The 18353-nt window shown below is 39.5% G+C and carries 17 protein-coding genes; 9 read left to right on the top strand and 8 right to left on the bottom strand.

All coding sequences use genetic code 11. The features are described from left to right. The first annotated feature begins 139 nt into the window (after positions 1–139). The 3 genes from H5161_RS01425 (at position 140) to H5161_RS01415 (ending at position 4204) form a co-directional block, all read left to right on the top strand. Entirely contained in the window at positions 140–1720 is a 1581-nt protein-coding gene (locus H5161_RS01425; protein WP_182692782.1) for a sodium:solute symporter, read from the top strand. Between the two features lie 10 nt (positions 1721–1730). Beyond that, a complete protein-coding gene (locus tag H5161_RS01420) occupies positions 1731–2972 on the top strand; it encodes a glycerate kinase (RefSeq protein WP_039488287.1) in 1242 nt (413 codons plus the stop codon). 74 nt (positions 2973–3046) lie between these two features. Next, a complete protein-coding gene (locus tag H5161_RS01415) occupies positions 3047–4204 on the top strand; it encodes an ROK family transcriptional regulator (protein WP_002957728.1) in 1158 nt (385 codons plus the stop codon). A gap of 285 nt (positions 4205–4489) precedes the next feature. On the opposite strand, the gene H5161_RS01410 is transcribed toward H5161_RS01415, so the two are convergent. From H5161_RS01410 to coaBC, 3 genes are all read right to left on the bottom strand, one after another. Continuing rightward, on the bottom strand, positions 4490–7258 hold the full coding sequence (locus H5161_RS01410) for a prolyl oligopeptidase family serine peptidase (RefSeq protein WP_182768540.1): 2769 nt from the start codon (positions 7256–7258) through the stop codon (positions 4490–4492). Between the two features lie 140 nt (positions 7259–7398). Further along, positions 7399–7986 carry a nucleoid occlusion factor SlmA gene (gene slmA, locus H5161_RS01405; protein ID WP_004335558.1) on the bottom strand — a complete coding sequence of 196 codons (588 nt, stop codon included), beginning with the start codon at positions 7984–7986 and terminating at the stop codon, positions 7399–7401. Between the two features lie 111 nt (positions 7987–8097). Beyond that, positions 8098–9291, bottom strand: a complete 1194-nt coding sequence (gene coaBC, locus H5161_RS01400) for a bifunctional phosphopantothenoylcysteine decarboxylase/phosphopantothenate--cysteine ligase CoaBC (RefSeq protein ID WP_182768539.1) — start codon at positions 9289–9291, stop codon at positions 8098–8100. 144 nt (positions 9292–9435) lie between these two features. On the opposite strand from coaBC, the gene radC reads away from it, so the two are divergent. From radC to rpmG, 3 genes are all read left to right on the top strand, one after another. Continuing rightward, entirely contained in the window at positions 9436–10110 is a 675-nt protein-coding gene (gene radC / locus H5161_RS01395) for a DNA repair protein RadC (RefSeq protein WP_024590645.1), read from the top strand. A 274-nt stretch (positions 10111–10384) separates the two neighbouring features. Beyond that, positions 10385–10621, top strand: coding sequence for a 50S ribosomal protein L28 (rpmB, locus tag H5161_RS01390; RefSeq protein WP_004335549.1), 237 nt, complete (start codon positions 10385–10387; stop codon positions 10619–10621). Positions 10622–10632: 11 nt separating this feature from the next. Next, a complete protein-coding gene (gene rpmG, locus H5161_RS01385; RefSeq protein WP_004335545.1) occupies positions 10633–10788 on the top strand; it encodes a 50S ribosomal protein L33 in 156 nt (51 codons plus the stop codon). Positions 10789–10989: 201 nt separating this feature from the next. Here rpmG and H5161_RS01380 read toward each other — a convergent pair whose 3' ends face one another. Then, positions 10990–11916 (bottom strand): manganese-dependent inorganic pyrophosphatase, encoded by a 927-nt coding sequence (locus H5161_RS01380; RefSeq protein WP_004335532.1) that lies wholly within the window; start codon positions 11914–11916, stop codon positions 10990–10992. Between the two features lie 118 nt (positions 11917–12034). Between H5161_RS01380 and H5161_RS01375 the strand changes: the two genes are divergently transcribed. Together H5161_RS01375 and mutM are read left to right on the top strand one after the other, a co-directional pair. Next, positions 12035–12550 (top strand): hypothetical protein, encoded by a 516-nt coding sequence (locus H5161_RS01375; protein ID WP_004335529.1) that lies wholly within the window; start codon positions 12035–12037, stop codon positions 12548–12550. Then, positions 12550–13359, top strand: coding sequence for a bifunctional DNA-formamidopyrimidine glycosylase/DNA-(apurinic or apyrimidinic site) lyase (gene mutM / locus H5161_RS01370; RefSeq protein WP_004335526.1), 810 nt, complete (start codon positions 12550–12552; stop codon positions 13357–13359). Before H5161_RS01375 ends, mutM begins: the two co-directional genes overlap by 1 nt. Positions 13360–13428: 69 nt before the next feature. Here the strand turns inward: mutM and H5161_RS01365 are convergent, their stop codons facing one another. The 4 genes from H5161_RS01365 to H5161_RS01350 are packed head-to-tail and all read right to left on the bottom strand — an operon-like array spanning position 13429 to position 16984. Continuing rightward, complete coding sequence (locus H5161_RS01365; RefSeq protein WP_004335523.1) at positions 13429–13929, bottom strand: DUF3299 domain-containing protein; 501 nt, start codon at positions 13927–13929, stop codon at positions 13429–13431. 14 nt (positions 13930–13943) lie between these two features. Then, a complete protein-coding gene (locus tag H5161_RS01360) occupies positions 13944–15209 on the bottom strand; it encodes an ABC transporter permease (RefSeq protein WP_182768538.1) in 1266 nt (421 codons plus the stop codon). Further along, entirely contained in the window at positions 15206–15904 is a 699-nt protein-coding gene (locus H5161_RS01355) for an ABC transporter ATP-binding protein (RefSeq protein WP_024597019.1), read from the bottom strand. The genes H5161_RS01360 and H5161_RS01355 overlap by 4 nt, the downstream gene beginning before the upstream one ends. 9 nt (positions 15905–15913) lie before the next feature. Next, positions 15914–16984, bottom strand: coding sequence for a CDP-glycerol glycerophosphotransferase family protein (locus tag H5161_RS01350; protein WP_182768537.1), 1071 nt, complete (start codon positions 16982–16984; stop codon positions 15914–15916). A gap of 178 nt (positions 16985–17162) precedes the next feature. Here H5161_RS01350 and H5161_RS01345 point away from each other — a divergent pair, with 178 nt between their 5' ends. Continuing rightward, positions 17163–18266, top strand: coding sequence for a phosphoribosylaminoimidazolesuccinocarboxamide synthase (locus H5161_RS01345; RefSeq protein WP_182768536.1), 1104 nt, complete (start codon positions 17163–17165; stop codon positions 18264–18266). Positions 18267–18353: the final 87 nt, after the last annotated feature.

Below are 18353 nucleotides of genomic sequence, written 5' to 3'. Positions count from 1 at the left end.
GCATTTTTCAGCTAAGTTAGCTACAGGTTTATCTTTTTGACTAGGCTCGTTTATTCAAAAAGGTAAGGGCAGGTAGCCGTTTGGTATTTTAATTTTGAAAAGGCGCAGTGTTTTCATATTGTGAATACGCGAATAAATTATGAATATATTAGATTTTTCAATAGTTGCTCTTTATCTTGGTGCCTTATTGGTAATGGGATTTATGCTACGCGAACAAACCAACAAAAGTGATTACTTTTTAGGGGGTAAAAGCTTAGGTTGGAAACCTTTGGCTTTGTCGGTAATGGCCACTCAGCTTTCGGCTATTAGCTTTATTTCGGCTCCTGCATTTGTTGGTTTGCGTGAAGGCGGTGGTATGCAATGGCTCTCGTATGAGTTGGGTGTTCCGCTGGCGATGATTTTAATTTTAGCGACTATTTTACCCAAGCTTTATAAAAGCGGCATTGTCAGTATTTACGATTATTTAGAAATGCGCTTTGGCCGCTCAACCCGTGTGCTTATTAGTGTGGTGTTTCAATTTAGCCGTGCGTTTGCCACCGGCATTATGATTTACGCGGTATCGCTTATTTTACAAGGCACCATGGGAATAGAAGCATGGCAAGCTATTGTATTAACGGGTGTTATAACCGTTTTGTATTCACTGCAAGGTGGGATGAAAGCTGTAGTGTACGGTGATGCAATTCAAATGATCATCATTGTACTGGGTACTATTGCTTGTATTGGATTTGGACTATATCACTTAGGTGGGGTTGATACCTTTATTGCCAATGTTGATTCGAGCCGATTAGAAGCGATTAAGTTTGATTCATTTGGTTTTAGTGGTGATGGCTTTGGCTTTTTACCGATGATTTTTGGTGGTGTGGTACTTTACGCTTCTTACTATGGGTGTGACCAAACGCAAGCGCAACGTGCGCTCAGTGCAAAAGATCCTAAAAACCTACGCTACATGATTTTAGCAAATGGTGTAGTGCGCTTCCCTATTACTATTTTATATTGCGTGTCGGGTTTAATTGTTGGCACTCTGGCAATGAGTAACCCTGAATTTTTAGCAAAAATTCCAGCAGATAACCCTGATTGGATGATGCCTATATTTATTTTAGATTACCTCCCGCATGGCTTAATTGGTTTATTGGTTGTCGCTATTTTGTCGGCAGCGATGTCGTCACTTAGCTCTGCAATTAATTCACTTTCGGCGGTAAGTATTGAAGATTACAGCCGTATATCTAATAAAGAGCTAGACCAACCATCTTACTTAAAGTTAGCTAAATACTTAGGTTTAGCATGGGGCGCAATTACCTTAGTACTATCACTTTTTGCCGGTGACATTGCGCCGACCATTATTGAAGCTATTAACAAAGTCGGCTCGTTATTTTATGGCCCAATACTGGCGGTATTTTTAGTTGCTGTATTAAGTAAACGCAGTGCTGCATTGCATGCCAATATTGGCTTAATTAGTGGTGTATTAATTAATTTGTTGGTGTCGGTATTTGCGCCAGATGTTTTTTGGTTTTGGTGGAACTTTATTGGTTTTGTAAGCGCTGCGGTGATTATTTATGTTACGAGTCGTTTAATTCCAAGAGAGGTAAACGAAGTCACAAAAGTACAAAATGCCGAGACCGTATCAAACTCAATTTTAACTGGCAAAGATATCGTTATGCTACTTAGCATGTTTGTTGTGATGATATTAATTTGTTTAGCTATTCCTTCAATTTTTTCGTGAGCTGTGACTAATGGATTCTAAAAAGTCGTTTTTAATTGATTTATTTACCACTGCGGTAAATGCCTGTAAACCAAGTGCTTGCATGAGTAAGTATTTAGAAAATATAGATGCAAGCAAAGGTTTGTGTGTAGTAGGGGCGGGTAAAGCCGCCGCTGAAATGGCTGCCGAAGTTAATCGCTTTTATGGTGATAAATGTTTTGGCGCAGTGGTAACGCGTTATGGCTACGAAAGTAGCGGCGATACTGGGCGAATTAAAGTGCTTAGTGCAAACCACCCAACACCAGACGATAACAGCTTAGCAGCTGGCAAAGAGTTATTGGAGCTTGTAAAAAATAATCCGGCTGATATTCCTATTTTGTTTATTATTTCGGGAGGCGGCTCGTCGTTGATGTGCCTACCTGTTGATGATGTGCCTTTTTCACAAAAGCAAAAGCTTAATCAGTTTTTACTTAGAAGTGGTGCAAGCGTTGATGAAATAAATGTAGTGCGTAAGCAGTTGTCACTTGTTAAAGGCGGTAAGTTAGCGCAGGCCGCTAAGTCGGATTACGTTACGCTCATTATTTCAGATGTAGTAGGGGACAAACCAAGTGATATAGCATCAGGCCCTACTATTAGCGATGGCAGTACCAAAGCCGATGCACTGGCTATTTTACAAAAGTACAATTGGCCGGTAATAGCAGAGGTTGAAGCGCATTTATTAAAACCAGAGCAAGAACGAGTTGCTGACACCGTGGGGGAGTACTTTATTGTTGCAAATGCGCAGCATGCGATTGATAGCGCAATAGGTGTTGCACAGCATCAAGGCTGGGAAACTCAGGTACTAGGGTATGATATTCAAGGCGAGGCTAAAGAGGTTGCAAAGCAACATGCGGCTATCGCTCTTGATCAAAAAGCGCAAGGCAAGCGCGTTATGTTGTTCTCTGGTGGCGAGCTTACCGTAACCGTTGCTGATATTTATGGCGATGGCGGGCCGAATCAAGAATACTTAATGGCGTTGGCTGAGGCACTTAATGGCGAAGCGGGTATTTACGCACTTGCTTGTGATACCGATGGTGTAGATGGTAGTAAAGATGTAGCGGGTGCGTATATAAATAGCAGTACAATTGCTCGCGCACAAGACGCTGGCGAAAACTTACACGCACAGTTAGAAGGTCATAATAGCCATCAGTTTTTTAAAGCCATTGATGATTTAATTATTACTGGGCCAACTAACACAAATGTGAATGATTTTAGAGTGATAGTGATTGAGTAGGCGCAGTTTGCCCACTTGTTCTTTATAATGGTTTCACGTAATCTTGTGCTCCAATTTTGTTAGGGTTAATACCTATGTTTTCGTTAAACAACAGTAACTTATTACGCTCTGGTTTTGAGCTTGGAAAAGGCGAAAAGCTATTTCAAGATATTGAGCGCGATATTATAAAAGTGGTGTTTTGGGAAAAGTGCGTAACCCAAAGTCATATTGTGAGCGCAACTCGTATTCCACAGCAAACTGTGTCGCGTTTACTCAAGTCGTTAACCCAACACGGTGTAATTGTACAAACTGATACGCTAATTCCTAATAAAAAAGGTAAGCCTGGGTTTGGCATTGCCCTTAATCCCGATTACGGATTTACCTTTGGCTTAGCTATTTTACTTGATGCTATTTCGCTTGCTGTAATGGATTTTACGGGAAAGGTGGTTTACACCCATATGCAGCTAATGTCGGATATGAGCATTAATAATGTGCTTAAATGTGCACAAAAGCTGGTAGAAGATATAAGCGCTGAGCGTGACATTCCAAGTGAAAAAGTACTGGGAATGGGCGTGGGTATCTCTGGCTTTTTTAGCTCAATGGATGGGAAAATGAATACCCACCATATGCTAGAAGAGTGGTCGCAGGTTGATATTATCGATATTGTGTCGCAGCATTTTCAACTCCCTACTTGGGTTGTTAACGATGCTACAGGCGCAGCCGCAGGTGAGGGTGTTGCTGGTATTGGACGCGAGTATAAAAACTTTGTTTATATGTTTGTGTCGGCCGCATTTGGTGGTGGTATTGTAAATAATGGCGACGTACTGCGCGGTACATACGGAAACGCAGGTGAGCTTGGCGACATGCTACCGCCTAAATTATATGCCCACCCCAATCTTGAATTACTAAAACGTATTTTGAAAAAAAATGGCGTAGCGGTTACTTCTATTTACGACCTGCATGACAACTTTGACCCCGATTGGCCTGGCGTTGAAGAGTGGTTGTTTAAAGTTCAAGACTCATTTGATTTAGTGGCAACCTGTTGCTCTGCATTATTAGATGCTGAAGCGATTATTATTGGTGGCCATATTCCAAAAGAGTTGGCTGAAAAAGTTATTGCACGAACTGAGGTTTATGCACAATTTAGACGTGGCGCTAAACGCCCTATGCCAAAGCTGGTGGTATCTAATATTGATAATTTTCCGGTATCAATTGGCGCAGCCACATTACCATTTAGAGAGTTGTGTTTGTAGCTTAATACCAATCCGCAATAATACTTAATCATTTTGCGGGGCTAAACGTGTCGTTACCTGCGTTAAAAAATTCTCATTTACGACTGCATGGATGCAGAAGGTAGAGCAATGCAGGAGCAATTGCCGAGAACAACTAAATAGCGAATTTTTTGCCTAGCTATCAACACGTTTTTCCAGCCTCAAAATAGCTTATTTAATTAAGCGAATTGGTATAAGAAATACAAATTTTAAAAACAAAAAAGCCGATATTGTTTTATGCAATATCGGCTTTTTTGTGTGGGTTATTTACTCTTCAACGAATGCTTCGCCTTGTGTCATCCACTTAGCAGCAGGTTTGCCTTTTAAGTAATGATCAAAGTACTGCATCATACGTACTGAAAAATCGACCTGATTAGGAAACTTTTTCAAGTGGTGTGGTTCACCTTCGTATTGTAAAAAGGTTGCATCTTTACCTGCGCGGCGAAGCGCTAAGTAGTACTGCACGCCTTCGTGCCAAGGCACTGCATCGTCTTTATCGCCAAACATAATTAAAATAGGGGTATTTACTTTATCTGCAAAAAACACCGGTGAGTTTTCTATGTACAGATCTGGTGCTTCAAATAAGTTTTTACCTATACGGCTTTGCCCTGTTTCGTATTGAAACTGACGAGCAAGACCTGATTTTAAACGTATGCCACTGTAAGCACTTGTCATGTTTGATACTGGCGCGCCAGATACAACCGCTTTAAACATATCTGTTTGGGTTATCATAAACGCACTTTGATAGCCTGCCCAAGAGTGACCTTGTAAGCCTATTTTATCTGGGTCGGCTATGCCTAAATCTATTAATTTTTGGGTGGCGTTTATCATGGTTTGCGTTGACGATTTACCCGGGTGACCTATTTCAAAACGAATGTCAGGTAAAAATACCGCATAACCGTTTGAGGTAAACATAGGGAAATTAGGGCGATGGTTTAATTCCATTTTTGGAAAATCAAACATACGCTGACTCATGTAACGATAAAAATACACAACCACAGGTACTTTATCGCCTTTTTTATATCCCGCTGGTTTTATTAGTACACCTTGTAAATCTTCACCGTCAAAGCCTTTATAGCTTATTAGTTCTGGCTTTTCGCCCCAGGCAAAATTACTAATTTGTGGGTTTAGGTTGGTCACTTGTTTTGGTGAACTAAAGCTAAAATCTGTTTGGTAGTAATCAGGAAATTGGCTATAAGTTTGCGAGGTAAATAAGTACTTGTCAGCCTTTTTGGCTTTTTTAACCATATCAAAGCGTTTATTACCGCTAAGCACCTTAGTTAGTGTGTTAGTGGTTAAGTCGAGCTTTGCAACTTCGCTTTGTTTAGTTTGTAAGTTAATAGCAGAGACAAGTAATGTATCGCCTTTTTTAAAGCCCACTTGGGTTTTATCAAGCTTAATAACACGGTACTGCGTATTGCTTTGCTTACCATTAGTTAGGCGTTTAGCTTGCTGCGTTTTTACATCAAACGCCCAAATATCGTATTTACTATAAGCAAGCACTTGGCTGCTATCGGTCATCCAACCAGCAAAACCATAACCAGGTTGAGTAGATGGGTAGTCGTGTTTATCATCAGCAAAGGTTGCCTGAATCGCTTTTGTAAGCGGTGTTACTTTATTATTTTTTAAATCTTTTAACTGTATTTGGCTATCGCTAAAATAAGCTGCAAACTCACCATTAGGGGCAAGGCTCGGTCTAAACGGGTAGTTACTTATAATTGGAGTTTGTTTACCGGTGTGTATATTTACTGCAAAGTAATCAGCAAAAAAACCGCCGTACATAATTTTTTTTAGGTAGGGGATGTTAGATGAGCCAAGTAAAGATATATCTCGCTGAGGGTTTAGTGCAACCTCAGGCATGTTTGGTGTACTAAGTTGCGCAACTTTTTGCGAGTTAACGTGATACACCGCACTGTAATGGCGATTTTTATTAACTTCGTTCCATTGTTGCTCTTCACGTGGTTTTATTTGCGCATCGTTGTTGTGCCATACATTAAGACCTTTATGCTCACGTATGGTATCAAAGTCGTACAGTGAGGCTTCGTCGGTATATTCTTTAGTTTTTACTTTAGCTGCTAATTTAGGATGGTTTTCAAAATATAAGCGCTCGCCATTTTCTGACCATTCAAGGGTGGCTGTTTTCCCTAACGTCCATGCTTTATTAGGTGAATCTATAGTTGAGAGCTTCTCGTTTTTATATAGCTGTAAAGTGTAGCTTCGGCGGCGCGTGTCATCATTTACATAGTTACCCAATGTAAACGCTGCAATATTGTCAGTGGGGTGCCACGCTATTTTATTTGCGATTACGCCCGGTTCATCAATTAATACGCTGCTATTAAAGTCACTGAGCTCAATTAACGCTATTTGGTTGTTATTACCATCGCTGTAACTTTGACTCACTAATAGCTGGCTGTTAGCTGAGTTAATAGCGTAGCTAAATACGTTTTCTATTGTATGTGTGCGTTTATCAGATAAATTTACGATAACAAGCGCATAGCTCTTATCTTTTTTATCGGGCGTGATAGCGTTGTCTTCTTCGTTTTTAGTGCTATCGGTTTTATCTTCTACTTTTGCGTCATCGTCTTTTTTATTTAAACGATAAGCAAGCCACATACCGTCATCAGATAACGTGTAATCTTTTACATTAGCAAAGCTTTGTTGGGCACCTGATTGTGTGTTTACGAGTACCAGATTGTTTTTAAGTGTGTCTTTTTTTTTGGTTGTTTCTTTTTCAAGTAAGGTAGGTACTTGTGTAAAGGCGACCCAGTTAGCGGCTTTATTAATATGAGGCTTAGTGCCGCGTTCTACTTCTGCGATGAGTGTATTGCTTTGTAGTGAGTAAACTTGACCAGTTGCATTTCCACGATACGGCGTTGCACTAAAAGTGAGTACTTGACCATTGTCAGATAGTTGTGTGCTTTTAGCTGATTTAAAACTAAATACGTCTTTAAATTGTAGCGATTCTTTGGCGTGTATGCCGGTGCTAGTTAAGCTGGCAACGAGTGCCGTGCTTAATAAGGTGAGTTTTGTTTTCATTATTGATTCTCGTATTATGACATTGTTTCATTGTAACGAGTTTGGTTCATAATTCGAGCGGATCAGATAAATGGCAGCTACATACGACAAAACGACCCGCAGGTCGTTTTTTAGTATTCAATTTATTAATTTAGCAAACATTACAGCCAAATTTTTTGTAGCTCAAGCCATTGTTTTTCAAATTGAACACTAGGTTTTGCTTTAAAGTCGCTACGTACAAACTGATTCATTTTGCCTTCAACGTAGGCAAGTAAAAAGTTTGCAAGTGTAAGCTCATCACTTTGAAAGTTTTTACCTTCACGTAATTTGCGCTCACGAAGCACTTGTTTAAACTGAGTTTCTAGTTTTTCAAACAAGGTTTGTACACGTTCGCGTAAACGTTCTTGCTCACCTTGCAGAGCATCGCCCGTTAAAATACGAGTAATACCTGGGTTTTTTTCAGCAAAGGTTAGAAGTAATAATAGAATGTTATAAATGCGCGTTTGGCTTTCTTTTTCGTTTTCAATAATAATATTTATACGAGATAAAAGGGTATCTTCAATAAACTCAATTAAGCCCTCAAACATACGCGCCTTGCTCGGAAAATGACGGTATAGCGCGGCTTCAGACACACCCACCTCAGCAGCTAGTTTTGCTGTGGTGATGCGTTGTCCTAAATTAGTTTCTAACATTTGTGCGAGTGCTTGCAGTATTTGCTCTTTGCGATTACTTCTTTTTGTCGCAGGCATGAACATTCCTTTTTATTAGTTATTCTTAGTGGCGCAGTTAAGAACCCTAGTCATTTTTTGTTCAAATGATTGGCGTATGTTAATGTTTTATTCAGTTTGTTTCCAGCCTTTTTATAGATGTTTAGCCAGCTGTTCGATCACCTTGCGAGCTATTTCTATTTTACTTGTTGTTGGTAATTCTAGTTGTTCATTGTGCCAGTACAGTGTTAAAGCATTATGATCGGAATTAAACCCTAAGCCACTTTTTGATACGTCATTAGCGCAAATCATATCTAGATTTTTATTTTGTAGTTTACCTTTAGCATAGCTTTCTACATTTTGAGTTTCGGCGGCAAATCCAACCGTATAAGGGCGGTTTTGTGTAAGGTTTGCAATAGCAGCAATTACGTCAGGGTTTTTAGTTAAAGTAAGGGTGAGTTCGTCGCCTTGCTTTTTCATTTTTTGAGTCGCAATGTTTGCAGCTCGATAATCCGCAACAGCAGCGCAACCTATAAAAGCATCAGATTGTGATGCATAGGTAAGTGACTCAGTTAATAGCTCCTCAGCGCTTTCTATATTAATAAGGTTTACGCCAGTAGGGGCTTTTATAGTGACAGGGCCCGAAATTAAATTAACTTTAGCACCGAATTGCAAAGCGGCTTCTGCCAGTGCATAACCCATTTTTCCAGAACTGTGATTTGATATAAAACGTACCGGATCGAGAGGCTCACGCGTTGGGCCTGCCGTTATTGTAATTGTTTTTCCTGCAAGTAATTGCGGTTGCTCTTTTGCTGTACATAGTGCAACTAGCTCATGTGGCTCTAACATGCGCCCAGCGCCGATATCGCCACAGGCTTGTTCACCTTTACCTGGGCCCCAAATAAGTACGTTACGTGCTTTTAATGTGGCTAAATTTGCTTGTGTAGCTGCGTGTGCATACATTTGCTGGTTCATGGCTGGTGCTACAGCTACTTTTGCTGGTGTTGCTAGCAGTAACGTTGTTAGTAGGTCGTCAGCAATGCCGGCTGCCATTTTTGCAATAATATTGCAGGTAGCTGGGGCAACTAAAATTAAGTCAGCCCATTTTGCAAATTCAATATGCCCCATTGAAGCTTCAGCAGAAGGGTCTAGTAATGAGTCAGAGACTGTTTCTCCACTAACGGCTTGCATGGTCAGTGGTGTAATAAAGTGTTTAGCTGATTCAGTCATAACTACTTTTACTTCACAACCAGCGTCTTTTAATCGCCTAACGAGTTCTGCGCATTTATAAGCTGCAATACCGCCGGTAATACCTAGTACAATTTTTTTGTTTGTTAAGTTAGTCATGAATGTTCATCAGTTTTTATTAAATATTGGGCTTAAAATAACAAATCTTTACCCGTACAGCGAAGTTTTTTAATTCGAAATAACAGGCTAAATTTTAAATTTGCATTACATTTATAAGACACTTTCGCCTCTCAAGGATGAACAATGCAACTTACTTCACTTCCAAACTCACTTCGACCTCGTGAAAAACTCATCTCCAAAGGAGCTAAAGCGCTTACTGATGCTGAGCTCCTTGCCATATTTTTACGAACAGGGTTACCAGGAATGAATGTAATTGAGTTGGCTCAGCATCTATTAAATGAAAATAAAACCCTACATAATTTGTTTAATGCCAGTATTGAGGAGTTTTGCTCTCAAAAGGGGTTAGGGACCGCTAAGTATGTGCAGCTACAAGCTGTATTAGAGCTAAGCCAACGTTATATGCAGGAGCGTTGCCAACGAGATGCAGTGTTTAATTCGCCAAACTCAGTTTATGACTATCTAACAATTCAAATGCGAGGCTTGCAACAAGAAGTATTTATGGTGTTATACCTAGATAGCCAAAATAGATTAGTAAAAGACGAAATACTTTTTTATGGCACAATTAATTCTGCCAGTGTTTATCCACGTGAAGTGGTAAAGGCTGCCCTTAAAAATAATGCAGCCGCTGTTATTTTTGCGCATAATCACCCAAGTGGTATTGCAGAACCGAGCCAAGCAGACAAACTTATTACTAATAAATTGCAGCAAGCACTGCAATTGGTCGACATAAGTGTGCTCGATCACATCATTGTTGGTGGAGAAACCTGTGTTTCGTTTGCCGAGCGAGGCCTGATTTAGCTTTGTTAGACACATAAGTGTGTTAAAAATGAGCTGTTTAACGTGTTTTGGCAAATTAGTTTAATTTAAATGCAGTTTTTACTTTCCCTAAGGGCATTCGATCTTTATAATTAGCCGCTATCAAATTTACATATATGAGCTGATTGGATAGATCAGTGTTTGATCTTTGCCTGTAAAAGCTGTATAAAGAGCGCCCTTCGATTTATCTCTAGGGCGGAAATACACGGCCTTAGATTAAATTAAGCTCGAGCGAAGTTATTGGAGATATATAGACATGTCTAAAGTATGTCAAGTTACAGGTAAGCGTCCAGCGGTTGGTAATCACCGTTCACACGCGAGAAACGCGACTAGACGTCGTTTCCTACCTAACCTACAAACACACCGTTTTTGGGTTGAAAGTGAAAAACGTTTTGTAACATTACGCACTACTACTAAAGGTATGCGTATTATCGATAAAAAAGGCATCGACACGGTTCTTACAGAAATCCGTGCTCGCGGCGTTAAAGTTTAAGGATCTGAATCATGCGCGATAAAATCCGTTTAGTTTCAACTGCCGGTACTGGTTTTTTCTACACTACTGACAAAAACAAACGTAACATGCCTGAGAAGATGGAAATCAAAAAGTTTGATCCAAAGATTCGTAAACATGTTCTTTTTAAAGAAGCTAAAATTAAGTAATTTTAGTTCTTCTTTTAGAATTTAAAAACCCAGCTTAGGCTGGGTTTTTTGTTTTTAAACTATGATTAGCAAATTGACATAAAAAACCTCGTTGGCATAACCAACAAGGCTTTTAAATCAAAAAACGTTATACCAATAGCATTAAATTAGTGATTTATTTAATGCGATAAAATAATCATGTTTTTAATAAAATTGGTATCATTAGATTTTTGTGAATGCATCTTGTAGTGGTGGTACTACTTGCTTTTTACGGCTCAGTACACCATCTAACCATACTTTATCATTCTCTGGTTTTACACCGTAAGCCTGCTCAACTAAGTTTGCATCGTCAGATACAATTAGCATTTCTGAGCCTTCTTTCATTATATCGGTAAGCAGTAAAAATACAGAGTGGCGGTTGCCCTCAACTTTTAGCTTAGCAATATCGGCTGCAAGGTCTGCTTTAATATCGTCAAAAACAGCAAGGTCGATTACTTCTAGCTGGCCAATGCCTACTAGGTTACCGTTCATGTTGAAATCTTTAAAGTCACGCATTACTAAATCACGTGCTGGTGTGTCTTCTACCGCAGATTTAACGCGGAACATATCCATACCAAGTTCTTTAAAGTCTTCGATGCCTGCAATTTCAGCTAGCGCTTCAACACATTTAATATCGGCTGTGGTACATGTTGGCGATTTAAATATAACTGTGTCGCTTAAAATTGCACACATCATGATACCAGCGATGTCTTTAGGGATTTCTACGTTGTAGAAGTCATACATCATTTTAATAATGGTGTTTGAACAACCAACAGGACGAATCCAACATTCAAGCGGAGTCGATGATGTTAAGTCACCTAATTTATGGTGATCTACCACACCAACAACGCGAGCTTGGTCGATATCATCAGGTGCTTGTGTTTTTTCTGTGTGATCTACAATATACACATCTTCACCAGCGTAGCTTAACTTAAGCTCTGGTGCTTCAAAACCAAATCTATCAAGGATAAATTGAGTTTCAGGTGAAACTTCACCAAGACGAGTTGGAATTGCTGGCTCATCAATTTGGTTTTTTAAATAAGCCAGTGCAATTGCACCACAAATAGAATCTGAATCTGGGATTTTATGGCCCACTACATACATAGACATTGACGGAACTCCTTTAAATTTGCCGATATTCTAACAAAGTCTGCGGCCTTTAACATATAGACAGCGCAATTAAGTTTTAGTTACACTTTAAAATCTTGAATTTATTAGGTGTATTTATATGCGACTGGGCCGTAAAGGTTGGAACAACGTTATAATATTTTCGATGTTGATTATGATCTTCTTTTTAAATGGCTGGCATAAGCAATTTTTAGGAGGGGAGGATAAACCAGCGTTACAAGCTGTACTCCCCCAGCAAAGTTTTGTACTTACACTGCAATTTGTTGATCAAAAAATTGAGCGAATAGGAACAAGTTGGCGTACAACACCACTACAAAAAGATATACCGCTCGTGTGGAAAGCTTCTGAGCAGCAGCTTAGTGATTTAGTTAACCAATGGCAAAGCGCGGCGCTAATGGGGGTTAATGAGTCTGTTGTTTTTAATCCTAATGCACCTTTATACGTTGCTACATTTGAGTTGGCTGGCGAAAGTATGCCGTGGGTTTATTTGCTCTACAAAGGCGATGGACAATATTATTTACTCGAAAAGAGAAGCCAGCGAATACTCGCACTCGATTTAAAAACTGCTCAGCAGTTATTCCCTAGTTTTGATTTTTCACAAAGTGAGTCTAATTAATGCCTGAATTACCAGAGGTAGAAGTGAGCCGAATGGGTATCACTCCCCACGTACAAAACCAAGTTGTTACAAAGGTAAATATTTACAATGCCAGTATGCGCTGGCCAGTGCCCGATGATGTGTATCAACTTGAAGGGCTAATTGTTACAAGTATTGAGCGACGAGCTAAATATTTACTTTTACATTGTGAGCTTGGGAGCACTATTTTACATTTGGGTATGTCAGGTAATTTGCGTGTAGTAGATAAAAGTGAGCCGCTTAAAAAGCATGACCATGTAGAGTTTATTTTTGGCAACGGTAAAGCGCTGCGCTTAAACGATCCTCGTCGTTTTGGTTGTTGCTTATGGCAAGAGCCCGGTGAAGTGCATAAGCTACTCTCTAAGCTTGGTCCTGAGCCGCTTACCGATGATTTTTTTGCTAAACGCGTGTACGAACAATCGCGCAATAAAAAAGTACCCGTAAAGCAATTTATTATGGATAACGCAGTGGTGGTTGGTGTTGGTAATATTTACGCGAATGAATCGTTATTTAAAGCGGGTATACATCCAAAGCGAGAAGCGGGAAAAGTATCGCTCAAACGTTATCAAGCACTTATCCCTATTATAAAAGACACGCTTGCGGCGGCTATTACACAAGGTGGTACAACGCTTAAAGACTTTGCACAAAGTGATGGTAAGCCTGGGTATTTTGCCCAAGAGTTATTAGTATATGGGCGCAAAGGTAAGCCATGTATGACGTGCGAAAACGAATTAGAAGAAATTAGATTAGGGCAACGCAGTACTATTTTTTGCTCAAATTGCCAAAAGTAGTTATTTGAATTTTACTGACTCTAAATTTAATGAGATTTAAGGGCCAGCTTTAAAAGCGGGCCCTTTATTTTAAAGCTCGAACGGTGCTACACCGACTGCCTTCATTTTATATCCTACCTGCGCGATTTCGCCCGACCATGTTTCTGTGCTTATTATTCCGGTTACAACGATTGCGTCGTACAGACTATCTATAGGCACACCACCTTTAATCGTTACATGGACTATTTGATTTGGCGGTGGTGGTGGTACGTGTATACAGGCGCCAAAATAAGGCACGAGTAAAAACTCAGTAATGACTTCGCTATCGCCCTCAAGTGGCACAACAAAACCTGGCAAACTTACCGATTGACCATCAAGCGCTTTTACCACTGGAGCATCTAAATCGGGTTGCACCCAGTTTTGATCGCTGCCTTCGTGATTAGCTTGTGCTTGAGTGTCTATTTGCATATGACCTTTGGGAATTAAGTCTTCCCAAAAAATTTCTTTTGGTGGATTAGCATAGCTCGCTACGCTTATAAATAATAAGCTAATAGCAGCAATGTATTGAAAAGCTGTTTTAAAAAATGTCATAAAATACCTAAAAATTATGCTTTTATACTCATGCCATCGCTGAGTGAATAAAAATAAGCGCGAGTAGCGGGTATTAAGCCAATAACAAAACCTGCGGCCATAATAACCCCGATTAAGCCCAGTTCATAGTAAGAGAGCATTGTGAGATTTACGCTTATACCGGCATGGCTTTGTAAGTAACCGCTGGCTGAAAAAATAACTAAATAGTAAAGCGCACTACCCACTAGGCAACCAAGTAAAGTTGTCAGTAATGACTCAATACTTATAAGTGTAAATAAATGCCAAGGGCGAGCGCCTACTGAGCGCAATATAGCAAGTTCGCGACGTCGCTGACTTAAATTTGCAAGCAATGTCGTTAACATGCCAAGTAGGCTTACTAACACGACAACAGCTGAGAATAGCAAAAGTATTTTTTCTACTATGGCGAGCATTTCCCATAACTCTTTAAGTGTTACGGTTGGCATAATCCCAAGCAAGGCTTCTGGCTTATATTGATTTATATTGCGTCTAATTTGTAGTGTGTATAAAGGCGATTTGAATCCCATTAAAAAAGCTGTGATTTGTTTTGGGTGCCCAACTAGGTTGTTATGTTCGCCATGCCCATGCCCATGCCCATGCCCATGCTCATGCTCATGGCTCGCTTTACCGCCGTGAATTAAATCGATTGCAGCCAAAGGAATATGCAGCGTTTTATCAACAGGCGTGCCTGTAGGGTTTAAAATACCAACGACTTTAAATGGGTTATCGTCATGATGATGAAAACTGGTGTTCCCCATACCGTGCGATATAACAATAGAGTCGTTAAGTTTGTAACCTAATTTATTTGCAACTTCACTACCTAGCACCACTTCGTTAATTGCAGCAAAAGGGTGGCCTTTGTTAAAGGTTAAATTTTGTTTTTTCGCAAAGCGATAATGGCTAAAGTAATCAAGTGTTGTGCCTAGTACCGCTTGGCCTTTATGGCTGTCGCCTAGGCTTATAGGTATACTCCATTTTACGCCTCGCTGACTTGTTATGTATTCGTAACTTTTCCAACTTACGCCGTTATTAGTATGGCCAATTCTAAATACGGACGAAAGCAGCAACTGTATATCGCCGGTACGCGCACCGACGATTAAATCAGTGCCCGAAATAGTATTACTAAAACTACTTTTAGCATCAATTCGTACACGCTCAATACTTAAAAGTAGCATTACACTAATTGCGATAGTGAATAATGTAAGCAGTACACTTGCGCGGCGATTTAATAAGCTTTTGTAAGCAAGTTTAGCGATGATCATACCTGCTCCTGCAAATTTATAAGATCAATGGAGCGGTTAAATAAAGGCTTTAGTGTTTCATCGTGGCTCACAAACACCAGCGTACTATTAGATAACTTTGCTTGTTCAAACAGTAGCTTTATAAAGCTCTCACGGTTATTTGTATCGAGTGCAGATGTGGGCTCATCAGCAATTATTAGTTCAGGGCTGCCTATAAATGCGCGAGCGGCAGCAACGCGCTGTTGCTGTCCAATACTCAGTGTCGCTACATCTTTATGGTGATACTGGGCAGTAAGGCCTAAAGCATTTAATAACCGTATCGCTTCTTTTTGTAAGGCAGAGTTTTTATTTGATGATTTCTTTAATATTTTTTGTTTTCGGCTTTTTGAAAACTCACACCCAAGCGTTATATTTTCAATAGGAGTTAAATAAGGAAGCAGGTTAAAGTTTTGAAAAATGTAGCCAATGTGATCCGCTCTAAAAACATCACGGGTGGTATTGCTTAATGTAGTTAGGTTTTGGTCTAAAATTGATACCTCACCGCTGGTGGCTGTATTAATGCCAGCAAGAATCGCTAATAAGGTCGATTTACCTGAGCCACTAGGACCGTGTAAAAAAATATGCTCACCTTTTTCGATAACTAACTCTTTTATGTTGAGCGTGGGTGAGCTATCGCTTTTATGCCACTTAAAAGTTACGTTTTTTAGGTTGATCATTACTTTATTTTACCATTTCCAATAATTAAGCTTTTTACGCATTTTAAAGTTTCTTATTACATTAAGTGGTTTTGGCTTTAGTTTTTCGTTACTTTGCAAAAATTCATTAGCTGCATTTAATACGCGCTGGCTAGATTGACCATCGGTATACGGATGAAGTTCTTGGCAATAGCTTTCAATATTTTGCATTAAATCGCTAGGTTTAGTAAGCGCATGTTCAATGGTCGCTTCTACTTCATCGGCCTGAGTAACATCAAGAAGGTGAGGGAAGGGCTGTCTTGTGCAAAAGGTTACAACGGGTTTGTGTTGTACTAAAAACATTTGCATAACCGATGAGGTATCACAAAGCATTACATCAGCGACTTGGAGTAATGGGAGTACATTATCAGTTTCCACAAAAGTTAAATTTTGATTACTTAACGCTTTATATTTAGTAACCCACTCTGTTTGCATCTTTGGATGAAATTGAACTAATATCCTCCACTTTCCTTGTGTACCAAAGCTTTTAATTTTTTCATAGAGTCTAGGCGCAAGTGTTAGTCTATGTGAGAAAGTAGAACATATTAATAATGTAGGTCGGGGATCGTCACTTTTGTAAGGGTTATCAGTTGTTTTGCTAAATAATGGATCTAGGGTAGGCCAGCCTGTTTGAGCTACCTTGAAATGACCATGTTTTTGCGCCGATTTTGCAAACCGCTTTGTTGTATTAGGCCCTTGCGTACAATATAAATCGAAACACCCTCTAATCGCAAAGTGACCTTTTTCTCCATCTGTATCTCTTTTGTGGGCATCAAAGCCATGAAAAACGGCTACTTTTATTCCTGGAAAAAATGTAGGTATTAAATTAGCTGGAGCGAAGGTAGCATCGGGAGACCATTCGTGAATCTCTTCAATCGAATTAAGTTGTTTCTCGTGGCTTTGTAAAAAGCTTGGGTTTACGTCTGTGCCTTGTAAAAACCAGCGCACTTCGCCACCATTAGCTAGTACTGCAGCCTGAATAGGTCTCAAGATAGCGTATGAATAATTCTGAGAAATATACATTAAGTATTTTTTATTTTTAGTGGCAGTTAAGTAGTTCAAGCTATCTCCTCAGGCTGGTTAGCACATTAAGTTTACCCCATTGCGACTCGCTTATAAATATATGCCTTTATTTGTTTTAAGCATCCGATTGAGCTTTGAGGTTGGCTAGATTATTATACAGCCCATATAACCCCATACCATACTTTGCTCAAAGAGCATCCCTAACCCCGGAGATAGCATGACTAGCTATAAAGTTTTAGACGTAAACGATGATTTACCCATTCGTACCAAAGGTGAAGTACACAGCGGTAAAGTTCGTTCAGTTTATTGGTTAACTGATGAAGACAGCGCACGATTAATTAAAGATAAAGGCTACCAAGTACCGACAGGTACTGAGCTTGCTATTATGGTTATTTCAGACCGAATTTCTGCATTTGATTGCATTTGGCAGGGCGAAAACGGTTTAAATGGCGTACCAGGTAAAGGTATAGCGCTAAACTCAGTGGCAGCCCATTGGTTTAAGTTATTTGATAAAGCGGGTCTTGCGGGCAATCATATTGTAGATATTCCGCATCCGTATGTGTGGATTGTACGTAAAGCCAGTACAGTAAAGGTAGAGGCAATTGCTCGCCAATATATTACGGGTAGCATGTGGCGCGATTACGCTAAAGGCATACGTAACTTTTGTGGTATTGAATTACCAGAGGGTTTAAAAGCGAACCAAAAGCTTGATGACGTGTTAATTACGCCGTCAACAAAAGGTATTATTGAAGGCGTTGCTGATATTCCGCCTGTTGATGATGTAAATATTACTCGCGCTAATATTACTAATAACTTAGATGTATTTAACTTTAAATCGGCAGATGATGTAACCAAATACGAAAAACTGTTAGTTGAAGGTTTTAAATTAATTAGTGATGAACTAGCGAAGCTTAACCAAATTTTTGTAGATACAAAATTTGAGTTTGGTTATGTAGAGGGTTTAAATGGCGCGCAACAGCTTATATATATTGATGAAGTAGGCACGCCTGATTCGTCACGTATTTGGGATGAAGCCGCTTACAAAGACGGTAAAATTGTTGAAAATTCTAAAGAAGGCTTTCGTCAATTACTGATTAATAACGTGCCAGAGAGCGACGTATTATTAAATAAAGATCGCATGAGTGAGCGTGAGCAGTTAGCTAAAGATTATATTTTACCAGAATCAGTAATGCTTGAAGTGTCAAATACCTATGTTGGCATAGCGAGTAAAATTGTTGGCAGAGATATCGTGATCCCTGAAGATCCTCGCCAAGAAGTTATTACTATTTTAGATAACGATTACGGATTAATTGTTAAATAACAGCACTTAAGTGCTAATAAAGCCAGTAACTAAATCTTTATTTTTAGTTACTGGGCTATAATTCTTGCAATTAGTGCTCGTCTCTAA

Source organism: Pseudoalteromonas sp. SG43-5, assembly GCF_014164345.1.
Classification (GTDB): Bacteria; Pseudomonadota; Gammaproteobacteria; order Enterobacterales; family Alteromonadaceae; genus Pseudoalteromonas; species Pseudoalteromonas distincta.
This window is presented reverse-complemented; position numbering and strand designations above follow the sequence as displayed.